The sequence below is a fragment of the bacterium genome, from assembly GCA_037143175.1.
Lineage (GTDB): Bacteria > Verrucomicrobiota > Kiritimatiellia > CAIKKV01 > CAITUY01 > JAABPW01.
This window is the reverse complement of the sequence record JBAWZF010000003.1, coordinates 1-11,655: the sequence shown is the minus strand read 5'-3', so window position 1 is coordinate 11,655 and position 11,655 is coordinate 1. Positions and strand designations below refer to the sequence as shown.

Annotated in this window: 10 protein-coding genes; 7 read left to right on the top strand and 3 right to left on the bottom strand. The window is 56.1% G+C overall.

Annotation, left to right across the window (positions count from 1 at the left end):
• Positions 1–31: 31 nt before the first annotated feature.
• Genes WCI03_01780 through WCI03_01770 form a run of 3 tightly spaced genes read right to left on the bottom strand, consistent with a single transcriptional unit; the run spans position 32 to position 3,206 of the window.
• Positions 32–1,177, bottom strand: a complete 1,146-nt coding sequence (locus WCI03_01780; GenBank protein ID MEI8138578.1) for an efflux RND transporter periplasmic adaptor subunit — start codon at positions 1,175–1,177, stop codon at positions 32–34.
• Between the two features lie 2 nt (positions 1,178–1,179).
• Positions 1,180–2,604 (bottom strand): TolC family protein, encoded by a 1,425-nt coding sequence (locus tag WCI03_01775; GenBank protein ID MEI8138577.1) that lies wholly within the window; start codon positions 2,602–2,604, stop codon positions 1,180–1,182.
• Positions 2,601–3,206 (bottom strand): TetR/AcrR family transcriptional regulator, encoded by a 606-nt coding sequence (locus WCI03_01770; protein ID MEI8138576.1) that lies wholly within the window; start codon positions 3,204–3,206, stop codon positions 2,601–2,603. The genes WCI03_01775 and WCI03_01770 overlap by 4 nt, the downstream gene beginning before the upstream one ends.
• A gap of 386 nt (positions 3,207–3,592) precedes the next feature.
• Here WCI03_01770 and WCI03_01765 point away from each other — a divergent pair, with 386 nt between their 5' ends.
• The 7 genes from WCI03_01765 to WCI03_01735 all read left to right on the top strand — a co-directional run.
• The gene (locus WCI03_01765; protein MEI8138575.1) at positions 3,593–4,258 is read left to right on the top strand and encodes a PTS sugar transporter subunit IIA; all 666 of its coding nucleotides are present in this window, start codon (positions 3,593–3,595) and stop codon (positions 4,256–4,258) included.
• A 5-nt stretch (positions 4,259–4,263) separates the two neighbouring features.
• Positions 4,264–6,255, top strand: a complete 1,992-nt coding sequence (locus WCI03_01760) for a proton-conducting transporter membrane subunit (protein ID MEI8138574.1) — start codon at positions 4,264–4,266, stop codon at positions 6,253–6,255.
• A complete protein-coding gene (locus tag WCI03_01755; GenBank protein MEI8138573.1) occupies positions 6,248–8,194 on the top strand; it encodes a proton-conducting transporter membrane subunit in 1,947 nt (648 codons plus the stop codon). The genes WCI03_01760 and WCI03_01755 overlap by 8 nt, the downstream gene beginning before the upstream one ends.
• Positions 8,195–8,248: 54 nt before the next feature.
• On the top strand, positions 8,249–9,157 hold the full coding sequence (locus WCI03_01750; protein ID MEI8138572.1) for an NADH-quinone oxidoreductase subunit H: 909 nt from the start codon (positions 8,249–8,251) through the stop codon (positions 9,155–9,157).
• A 3-nt stretch (positions 9,158–9,160) separates the two neighbouring features.
• Entirely contained in the window at positions 9,161–9,802 is a 642-nt protein-coding gene (locus tag WCI03_01745) for a hydrogenase (GenBank protein ID MEI8138571.1), read from the top strand.
• A gap of 2 nt (positions 9,803–9,804) precedes the next feature.
• Positions 9,805–11,241 carry a proton-conducting transporter membrane subunit gene (locus WCI03_01740; GenBank protein MEI8138570.1) on the top strand — a complete coding sequence of 479 codons (1,437 nt, stop codon included), beginning with the start codon at positions 9,805–9,807 and terminating at the stop codon, positions 11,239–11,241.
• On the top strand, positions 11,238–11,655 hold a 418-nt coding region (locus WCI03_01735; protein ID MEI8138569.1), incomplete at its 3' end, for an NADH-quinone oxidoreductase subunit C. The genes WCI03_01740 and WCI03_01735, both read left to right, overlap by 4 nt.

Here is an 11,655-nt window from a genome sequence, read left to right as displayed (position 1 = left end):
AAGGTGAGGGGTATCTTGGCAGTATATGGGTTTATTTCTTTTCTGTTTTCGCAGGCGGTGTCGCTGCCGCCGGTAATTTAGAGGCATCCATGACGGTGGCGCCGGGCCGCATCATCATGAGTCCTGCCGTGATGATGGATTCGCCCGCCTGGACGCCTTCAGAAATCTGAAGCAGGTTGTTGTGCCGCACACCGGTCTTTACCGGGCGTAGTTCGGAAACACTGTTCGAATTGGCGACATAGAGGTAGGGGCCATTTTTGCCAAACTGAACGGCGCTTTCCGGGACCAGGATGGCATTCGGGATGACGGTTGCGATGATGCGGATGTCGACAAACTGTTTGGCCCACAGCGTTCTATTCGGGTTCGGTACCTCACCCCGGAGCAGGATGGTGCCGGTCAGGGGATCCACGGCATTATCCATGAACGAGAGGGTGCCCTGGTAACTGTTGGTGTCGCCACGGGGAGTGAGTTCGACGGCGATGGGGCCTGCCGCCAAAGCTTTTCGGATCTGGGGGAGATATTGCTCGGAAATGGTGCATTCCAGACGAAGCGGGCTGTTGTTCCGGACGTTGGTCAGGCGTGAAGCTCCCGCCGCCACCAGATTCCCGGCATCCACGTAACGCTTGGAGCAAAGGCCGTCGATCGGGGAAACGAGGGTACAGCGAGAGAGGTTAAGCCGGGCTTGTTCAAGCGCCGCCTGATCGATGGTGAGCTGTGCCTCCAGGGAGGTGACCTTGTTGCTGATGGCGTCAAACAGTTCCCGTGAGATCAGTTGTTTTTCCTGAAGTGGCTGGTTACGTGCGACAGTGGTTCGAGCAAGTTCCAGCGATGCCTTATCGGCGGCGATCATGCCTTCAGCCTGTTGCACTCGCGTCTGATAGTCCCTCGGATCAATCTGGAAGAGCGGTTGACCATTGGTGACAACGGCACCTTCCTCAAACAACACGCTGATGAGTTGTCCTGAGACTTGAGGAATGATATCCACGCTCTCCTTGTCCTGGGTATTTCCGTAGGTGGCGATGATAATGGGGGTATCCACTTGGATCGCCGGGGTCATCATGACCATGACCGGTGGCGGAGTAAACGGGGCGGCCGCCTTTTTGCCGCAGGAGCTGGTGGCAAGCACGAGGGCGGTGAGAGTGATGGCAGTGGTGGTCAAACGGATGGTGTTCTTCATGTTTACTTGATCCCTTTCTCAATTAATCCTGTGGCATGCGCCAAATGAGCCAATGCCGTGAAAACTTCCTGTCGTGCAACAATTTGCTGGCTACGGGCCTGGGCAAGTTGGGTCTCGGCACTCAGGACGTCGAGAATGCTTTTGACGCCTGATTTATAACTATCGATTGCCAGTTGCTGTGCCGCCGTGGCGCTGGTTAAGGCGGAGAGGCTGAAGTCCTGCAATCGCAGGGCGGTTTCATAATTCTGGAAACGGGTCCAGATTTCCGCGCTCGCGCCCAGTTCCGCCTGCTTGAGTTGGGCACGGGTGGCTTCGGCTTGCGCTTCGGCAGTGCGTTTTGTGCTCAAGGTCTGGAAGCCGTCAAAGATATTCCACTTCACGCTCACGCCGCCAATATAGGACCAGTCATTAGCGAAAGTTTCGCGATTGCTCAGGCCATAAGGTTCATAGTAGTCGCGGGCGATTGAGCCATTGAGATACAGGGAGGGCCAACGGGAGGCATTTGCCACCTTGATGGCGGCTTCCCGGGCGGCCAGTGAAGCCCGCAAGGCGGCAAGATCAGGACGACGCTCCAGGGCGGCATCAATAAAGTGCCGCATCTCCTGGTTGGAGAGCGATACGGGGATAGTCGTGGAGGGTGCGGCGATGTGGAGCATCGTATCAGCCGGCAGCCCTGCGGCCTGCGCCAGCAGGCCCCAGCTGATCTTTTGCAGTCCTTGGGCATTCGCCAGCGCGTAAAGTGTTTGATCGTAAAGGGTTTGCGCTTGAAGCACTTCCAGATCCACGCCGACACCAGCTTTACGGCGTTCGGTTGCCGCTTCTAGGATGACCTTGGTGTCCGAGGCGTTTGTGGCGGCCGCTTCCACCGCCGCCTGGGCGCTGATCACTCTATAATAAGCGATCTCAGCGGTCAGGAGGGTATCCTGAATGGTTCGGTTAAAGGCAAAATTACTGGCATAAACGGTTTGGAGCGCCTGTTCAACGGCAGCACTGCGGCCCCCGCCGAAGTTGAAAACAAGATAACTCAACTGCAGGCTGGGCCCATAAGTCAGATTGTTCTGGCTAAAGCTTTCGGGCCGGGCATCAGTGGTGGTTCGGGTCATTCCCGCCCCGGCGGTGACGCTGGGCATGAAGTAGCCCTCAGCGAACCGGACCTGCTCGGAAGCCGCGCGGGCTTCCTGCCAGGCCTTACTGGTGGCGGCATTATTATGAAGGGCCAGATCCACGATATCCGGTAGAGACAGAGGCTTGGAAAGGTCGGTGGGCGTCTCGGCCCGCACGGCTTCCCAGACGAGATCCTTGCGGTGGGCATCATTGGGCGCATCCCAGGCCGTGGTAGCCGAAGGGGGCGGAGGAGCTTGCACACAACCGGTGATCAAACCAGCCAACAGGGAGGTGGAGAGTAATTGAAGGGAAAGTATTTTCATAATTTTCGACCCGATTTTTTGGTATGAGTGGCCTTTACTAGAATGTCTACAACGTTACGGATATAGTCATCAGGGGCGGCTGGCGTGTAGCCAAACAGCGTCTCGCACCAGGCGTAGTGAGAAAGGGCTCCCAGAAAAGCCTGAGCCTGAATTTCCGGGGATTCCATTTCCATGCGGCCGGCTTTGATTTCCAAGTTAAAGTATCTACACAGCACCTCCATTTTTTGAATAGGCGGAGGGAGTTCATCCGGAGAATGATGCTTGGGAATAGTAACACCACTTGAAGTGATCATCATGATGCGGGGCAAAATCAGGCGAAGGTGTTTGAGAAGCTGCGTTCCCGCTGTTTCAAGCGTGGCCCGGATATCGCCTTTTCCGGCGGACGTTAGTAGGCAATCACTCCATGAGGGGACATTCCCGTCCACATTCATGGCGGCAAGGAATAGATTGCATTTACTCTTGTAGTGTTTGAACAGAGATCCTTCTGACACGTCCGCCGCCTTGGCAATAAGTGCGGTACTGGCTTTGTACCCGTGGGTCATAAAGACCTTACGGGCCGCCTCAAGAATCGCATCAGGTTGTATGGATACTGGTCTGGACATGGCAAAACTCTAGTTCTTTAAAAAGTAAGCACTCACTCATTAATAAATTTATATGAGAATGTCAACGATTTCTCGATCGGAGTGAAAAATATTCCAAATGTGAGGTGATCGATTCATGTGGAAAACCCTGATGTAACAATCAGGGACTCCCTGATTGATGAAAAAATGCATTTTGCAATGATCTGCCTCGTCAACGAGCGAGGTGGTGCGTGTCATTGATGATGCCACACCCCCCTGTGGCAGATGTCTCGCAGCTATTCCTCCGCAAGTAATGGCCGAACATCCCCCACCTCCTCGTTGACTTTTCCATATCACCCAATTGACTTTTAAGTGACACGGGCGTATTTAATGTCCTCAAATGTCTAATCAATACTTTTGGTGAAACCATGCAACTAGGTGTTCATGATGTGGCGAGAATTCTGAATGTTTCTGAGAAATCCATCTATCGGTGGATTCAACAGGGGCAACTTCCGGCGTACAAGGTCAACGATCAGTACCGGTTCAACCGGGCTGAGCTCCTGGAATGGGCCAATGCGCAGAAAATAAATGTTTCCGCGGAAATCTTTCAGGAGCCCGATACCTCCATCGAACTGATGCCGGATCTTGCTGATTCGATCGAGGCGGGGGGGATCTTTTACCGCGTGGCGGGGAATGACAAGGAGTCCGTATTGCGGTCCGCAGTGGAGGTGATGAAGTTACCTTCTGATATGGATCGGGACTTCCTGCTCCGGGTGCTCATGGCGCGCGAGGCCATGGCATCAACGGGGATTGGCGATGGCGTGGCTATTCCCCATGTTCGTAATCCGATTGTTCTTTCGGTCAATCACCCTGCGATTTGTCTCTGTTTTCTCGAAAAGCCGGTGGAGTTTGGTGCGATTGATGATCAACCGGTCCACACCCTGTTCACCTTGGTCACTCCGACGGTCCGGGTTCACCTCTATCTGCTTTCACGGTTGGCTTCGGCGTTACTGGATCCGGCGGTTAAGGTTGTTTTGAATCGGCAGGCGCCCCGTGAAGAGATTCTTGCCACGTTGCGGGCTCTTAAAAAATGAATATCATGCTGATAGCCTTGGCAATCATGCTGTGTGGCGGATGGCTTTCGTTGATCTTTAGCCGCTCGCCCCGTTGGGCAACCGGGTTGGGCGTGGGGTCGGTCGTAGTGGGGTGTCTACTGGGATTGGGGCCTGCTTTTCAGGGATTGCTGGGGGGTGGAGTCGAGTCGTTCCGTATGCCGTGGGCGGTGCCGGGGGGTGAGTTTTATATCCAGCTGGACGCCTTATCTGCCTTCTTCCTGATCCCTATTTTCGGGCTCTCTGCGTTGGCGGCTGTGTATGGGGGCAACTATCTGCTGGCGTATCGGGATCGCAAGATGCTTGGCGCATCATGGTTTTTCTTCAATCTGTTTGTGGCCGCGATGGCTTTGGTGGTGTTGGCGCGCCAGGCGGTTCTCTTTATGATGGCCTGGGAAGTGATGTCGGTGTCGGCATTTTTCCTAGTGACCTTTGAGCACGAAAAAAAGGATGTCCGGGTTGCCGGATGGATCTATCTGGTGGCGTCGCATGTTGGGGCGGCTTTCTTACTGGCGATGTTTTTGTATTTGGGCCGCGCCTCGGGGTCGCTCGACTTTGACACCTTTGTTGTGCCGGGTGCCATGGCCGGACGGGTGATTCTGTTACTTGCGCTGGTTGGCTTTGGGATCAAGGCGGGCATGGTTCCCCTGCATATCTGGTTGCCGGAGGCACACCCGGCGGCGCCAAGTCATGTTTCGGCACTGATGTCCGGGGTGATGATCAAGCTGGGGCTTTATGGGTTGTTCCGGGTCATGATGTTTCTGGGCACCCCGGCGGTCTGGTGGGGTCCCATGTTTGTGACCATCGGGTTTGTCGGCGCCGTTTTAGGAATATCGTTTGCGTTGTTTCAGCGCGACCTGAAGCGGGCTTTGGCCTATTCCAGCATCGAAAATATGGGCCTCATTTTGCTGGCGTTGGGCATTGGATTGTGGGGGCTGACCAGCCAGCACCCCGTGGTGGCGGCGTTGGGCTTGGCGGGTGCTTTTCTACATATTTGGAATCATTCCCTGATGAAAAGCCTGATGTTTCTCGGAGCCGGCTCTGTGATGCATGGGGCTGGAGGAAGGGATATGGAGCGGCTGGGCGGCTTGATGAAGCGCATGCCCCGGACGGGTACGGCCATGGTGATAGGTGCGGTGGCGATTGCCGCCCTTCCGCCATTGAACGGGTTTGTCAGCGAGTGGCTGATCTATCTGGCGCTGCTTCACGGGGGCATGGAGTTTTCGGGTGGGGGTAGTGTGATCATGCTGCTGGGAGTTGGGTTATTGGCGTTGGTGGGTGCCATGGCGTTGTTATGCTTCGTAAGGCTTGTGGGCATCGTCCTGCTGGGGGAACCTCGTAGTGACGAAGCGAGTCACGCCCATGAGTCATCGCGCTGGATGACGGCCCCCCTGGCCGTTCTCGCCGGACTCTGCATTCTGGCGGCGCTTATCCCCGGCGTTCTTGTAAAGGCCTTTGAGGGCGTGATTGGGGAGGTCTTTGGCTTATCGGTGGGACCGTTTGAGGCCGCCTTAAGTGCCTCTTCTGCGCTTACGGTTTTGGGTGACGTGAATTTGGTGATCTGGGGATTGATTGGGTTGGTGGCGTTATTTTTTGTCTTTGCACGACGGCGCGGTGGGGTGGCGGCGGATACGACCTGGAACTGCGGCTATATGGCACCGGCGGCGAGTATGCAATATACCGGTCAATCATTTTCAGAAATGATGGTGTCGCGTTTATTTTTAAAATCGTTTCGCCCCAAAACTCATGTGGTGGCCCCCAGAGAGGTATTTCCTGTTGCGGGTAAAATGACCACAAGTTACCCGGACACCCTGAGCCGGGTGTTGTATCAGCCTTTATTCAACTGGCTCGCAGGTCGTTTTGCCAGACTGCGTTGGTTGCAGCAGGGGAAGATCCAGGTTTACATGATGTATTTCGTTGTTGTGCTCCTGCTGGCTTTTGCCTGGCAGGTTATTCGGTCATGGTTAAATTATGAGTGAATGGTTGGTCATATTAGGGATAGCGTGTCATGCCTTCAGCGGTGTCCCGGGTCTATTTCTGCGTCGTGATCCGGCGGCGGGCCAGTGGCTGGCGATGAGGCTGGCAGTACTGGGGTCGGCCCTTGGCATTACGGGCGCTTTAGTCGCGCTATGGTCACCAGCGCAACTCTTTCCGGTCATGCGGCTTGATGCGATTGCAGTCATTTTCCTGATTCCCATTTTTCTGGTTTCGGCGCTCGGGTCAATTTATGGGCTGGAGTATTGGGCGCAGGCGGAGCATTCCGGCAATGGGCGGAAGTTGCGGGTATTTTACGGGCTGGTCACAGCGGGGCTGGCCGGGGTGGCGGTAGCAGCGAATTCCCTGCTGTTTTTGTTTGCCTGGGAAGTCATGGCGCTGAGTGCGTTCTTTCTGGTCAGCACAGAGGATCATGATCAGGAGGTGCGGGATGCAGGGATGCTGTATCTCGTGATCACCCATTTTTCCACCCTCTGTCTTTTTGCGCTGTTTGCGATCTGGTATGTCGCGACCGGATCGTTTGCATTGGGGGCATTACCCGCCGGGGCGGTGACTCCCACGATGGCAACGGTGCTCTTTATGTTAATGGTGGTGGCGTTTGGGTTCAAAGCCGGACTGATGCCGTTTCATATCTGGTTGCCGAGCGCTCATGCCATGGCCCCGAGCCATGTCTCGGCCATGATGTCGGGGGTGCTGATTAAAATCGGCATTTACGGGCTGGTTCGCATGGTCTCGTGGCTGCCCGATCCTCCGGCTTGGTGGGGCGGCACGCTCCTGGTGCTGGGGACAGTGTCCGGCGTGTTGGGAGTTGTGTTCGCGCTGGGCCAGCATGATCTCAAACGGCTTCTGGCTTATCACAGTATTGAAAATATCGGTATCATTGTGATGGGCCTCGGGCTGGCGCTGGCGGGCAGGTCTCTGCACGTGACGGCGTGGATCGTGCTGGGGTTGGCTGGGGCCTTGTTGCATGTTTGGAATCATGGATTATTTAAGGCCCTGCTATTCCTGAGCGCGGGTTCGGTGATTCATTCCACCCATACCCGGGTGATTGACCGACTGGGGGGACTGGCGGCCGTGATGCCCTTTACGGCCCTGCTTTTTGCCGTGGGCGCGGTCGCTATTTGCGGCTTGCCACCCCTGAATGGATTTGTAAGCGAATTGCTGATTTATCTGGGCTTGTTCAGGACGTTGGGAATAGGGGCCGAACCGTCATGGGGGGTGGCCGCCTTTGCCGCTGCCATGCTGGCGTTGATCGGGGCTTTGGCCGTAGCCTGTTTTGTGAAGGCGTTCGGGGCAATTTTCCTCGGGGTGGCCCGGTCTGATTCCGCCCGTCATGCGCATGAATCCGGGAGAGTCATGACCGGGTCGATGCTGGTGTTGGCTGTCTGTTGCTTTTGTATAGGACTGTTTCCCTGGGCGGTGAGCCTGGTATTGGAGCTGGGGATTGCGGCGTGGGTACCCGGCCTGAACGCAGAGCTGCCGGCCTTGAGAACGCTGGCCCCGCTGGGCTGGATCAGTATGGTGGCGTTTACCCTGATTGGATTGATGTTCCTGATCGGTCTGGGGCTTGTGAGGCGTCTTCACCGGAGCCGGGTGACGGCGGCGGGAACGTGGGATTGCGGGTATGCGGCACCGACCCCGAACATGCAGTACACGGCTTCCTCGTTTGCGCAGATGCTCGGCAGCTTTTTTGTATGGGTACTGCGGCCAGAAGTGCTTGTTTCAGAAAAACAACCGGTATTTCCGGGACGAATGCATTTTCGCAGTCATGTGATGGATGTGGTGTTGGATGAGGTGTTGAGACCTGCCTACCAGATCGGGGTCAGGATTTCGTCGCGGTTCCATTTCTTTCAGGCAGGGAATATCCATGCCTATTTGGCGTATATCGTGATTTTTCTGATCGTGTTACTGCTGTGGAGATAAGTGAAACTATCTCCCTCTCCCTTGAGGGGAGAGGGTTGGGGTGAGGGTGTATTTATGAGTCAAATTTTAGTGCACATTTTCTTACTGTTGGTGTTGCCGCCCCTGTTGTTGGGTGTCATTGGTAAAACCAAGGCATTATTCGGCGGACGGAATGGGCCCCCCTTCCTGCAGCCCTATTATGATTTGATCCGGTTATTCAAAAAGGGCTCGGTATTCAGCACTACCACCACCTGGGTATTCCGGGCAGGTCCTGTGGTGGGGTTGGCCACGGTGTTGCTGGCAGGGATGTTGATTCCGTTTGGGGGCCATAGCGCGCCGGTATCCTTTGCCGGCGATATGATTCTGTTCGCCTACCTCTTTGCGTTGGGCCGGTTTTTCACAGCATCGGCTGCGCTGGATACGGGGTCGGCTTTTGAGGGAATGGGTGCGGCGCGGGAGGTCACCTTCTCATGTCTGGCCGAACCGGCCCTCTTCTTCTGCTTTCTGGTGTTGGCCAAGTTGTCGGCCTCCCTTTCATTGACGACCATGCTGGATGGGACGTTCCCGCTGGGCGCTGGCGTGGCGGCCCCGTCACTGGTTCTGGTGGCGGCCAGTCTATTTATTGTGCTGCTGGTGGAGAATTCGCGCATTCCTTTTGATGATCCGAATACGCATCTGGAACTTACGATGATTCACGAGGTGATGGTGTTGGATCATAGTGGGCCGGCTCTGGGAATGATCCAGTATGGTGCCGCGATGAAACTGTTTGTGATGGGCGCGGTTCTGTTGCGTGTTGTGGCCCCGTTTGAGGCTGCTAATGTCTGGGCCGACTGGGGTTTGTTTGTGGTGGGCATATTGATTCTGGCGGTGGTCATTGGGGTAGTGGAATCCGTGATGGCACGTTTCCGCATGGTATTTGTGCCCACGTTTCTCGTGGCGGCCTGCCTGTTGTCGGTTTTTGGTGTGATCTTATTATTGAGGTAGAAGATGAATAAATTTATAGATCCTATTTTGGTGCTGGTGCTATTGCTCAACTTTGTGGCGCTGGGGGCGAGCCGGATGCGCACGGTCATCCAAGCCGTCGCGGTGCAAGGCATGCTTCTGGGTGTGTTGATCGCTCTCGCGCATGGTTCCCTGGTGTTATGGGTGGCGATGATGGCACTGGTGACCATCCTCCTCAAAGGCGTGGTGATTCCCCGCATGCTTTTTGATGCGATCCGGGATGTGGTGATCCGGCGCGAGGTGGAGCCGATCGTCGGGTTCATCGCTTCCCTCTTCCTGGGGGCGGTAGGGACGGGGTTGGCGGTATTGTTCGCCCGAACCCTGCCCATAGCCCACGGCGATGTGGGCTCTCTGATTGTTCCGGCAGCGCTCTCCACGGTGCTGACCGGGTTTCTGATGCTGACCACGCGCACGAAGGCCATTACGCAGGTCGTGGGGTATCTGATCCTGGAGAACGGGGTCTTTATTTTCGGTATGCTCCTGATGGAAGCGATCCCGTTCCTGGTGGAACTGGGTGTGCTGCTCGACTTGTTTGTCGCCATTTTTGTCATGGGCATCATCATTCATAAAATCAGCAGGGAATTCTCCTCCGTGAGTACCCAGATGCTGTCTGAGTTAAAGGAGTAAAAATGGCCTGGTTTCTATTTCTAGTTCCGTTGGTATTTGCTTGTGTGGCGGCGGCCACTCCCTCCAACCGGTGGCGCCCCTGGCTGGTGCCGATGGGGGGGTTGACGCATCTTCTGCTGACCGGCTTTGCGGTGACGGGGCAGCCCGTGTCGGCATTGAAGGGCTGGGTGGTCCTCGATCCCATCAGTACGCTGGTGCTGGGATTTGTCAGCACGGTCTTTTTTCTCTGTTCGCTGTATGCGCCCGCCTATCTGGCATTGCGGCAGGAACGTTCCAACCGGGTATTTTGCGCCTGTCTGCTGGCCATGTTGGGGATGATGACGCTGGTAATTATGGCTCATCATCTCGGACTGATGTGGGTGGCCATTGAGGCAACCACCCTGGCGACGGCGCCATTACTTTTCTTCAATCACAGTCCCCGTTCGCTCGAGGCAACGTGGAAATATCTATTGATTGGCTCAGTGGGTATTGCTCTGGCCCTGCTGGGCACCTTCTTTTTGGCGTACTCGTCGATTCATGAGGGCTTGGAGCCGACGTTGTTGTTGGAGGATCTGGTTCATTTGGCACCCCGGCTTTCGGCGCCCTGGCTGCATGCGGCGTTCGTTCTGTTGTTGGTGGGGTATGGAACCAAAATGGGATTGGCGCCGATGCACACCTGGAAACCGGATGCCTATGGGGAGGCGCCGGGGTTGGTTGGCGCCCTGCTGGCTGGCGGGGTGACGAGTTGTGCGTTTCTTGCGATTCTCCGGTTCTATCAGATATGCAGTAATGCCCCTGAAGCGGCGTTTGCCCGGGAGATCCTCATCTTTATTGGACTCCTCTCCATGGCAGTGGCGGCGGTGTTTGTGATCCGGCAGCGCGATTTTAAACGGATGCTGGCGTATTCCAGTGTCGAGCACATGGGCATTCTTGTTCTTGGGATCGGGATCGGCGGGGTGGCCACCTATGGCGCTCTGCTGCATATGATCACCAACGGCCTGACCAAAGGTGTCATGTTTCTGTCGGCGGGTAATATCCATCGAGCTTACGAGAGCAAAAGCACGGACGACGTGCGTGGGGCCATGCAGCGGTTGCCGATTTCCGGTCCGCTCTTTCTGGCGGGATTTCTCATGGTCACCGGGTCGCCGCCAGGCGGTCCGTTTATCAGTGAATTCACCATTCTGATCGGGACGATTCACGCCGGTAAATACTGGGTGGCCGGTCTTTTCCTGGCGCTGCTGGCGATTGTGTTTATCGGGATGGGGGCGACGGTGCTGCGGGTGGTTCAAGGGGCTCCCTCGGCCAAGGCGATGGCGACGCCCTATCGCGACCGCCCGCAATTGGTGATTCCGATCATTATCTTATTTGTGTTCGCATTAGCGTTGGGAGTGTGGATTCCGCATTCACTTGATACCCTTCTGCAACAGGCTGCGGCGTACTTGGAGGGAGGACATCCATGACATCCATTTTGAAGTGGTTGCCGGTTCATAACGGAGAGAGACATGCCCGGAGCGAGATCCCCTGGCTGGAGGGGGCGGTATTCAGGAGTTCCCTGATTGATGCCGTGGCCGATGGTGCGCATGTGGCGGCTTTCTTCGGGCGTTTGCCTGAAGATGGGCAAGGGGTGGAGCTCATGGCCGTGCTGGCCTGCCGGGATGATGGAAATTTCCGGGTCGCCCGGATGCGGGTGGAGGGGGAAACCTTTCCGTCGCTCACTCCTGCTTGTCCACAGGTTCATCTGTTTGAGCGTGAGATCGCTGAACAATTCGGGTTACGACCAGAGGGCCACCCCTGGCTCAAGCCCGTGCGGTTTGTGAAGTCTGACCGGGCGGGCCACGACGCCTGGGGGCGGGCGGAGAATACCACGCCGGTGG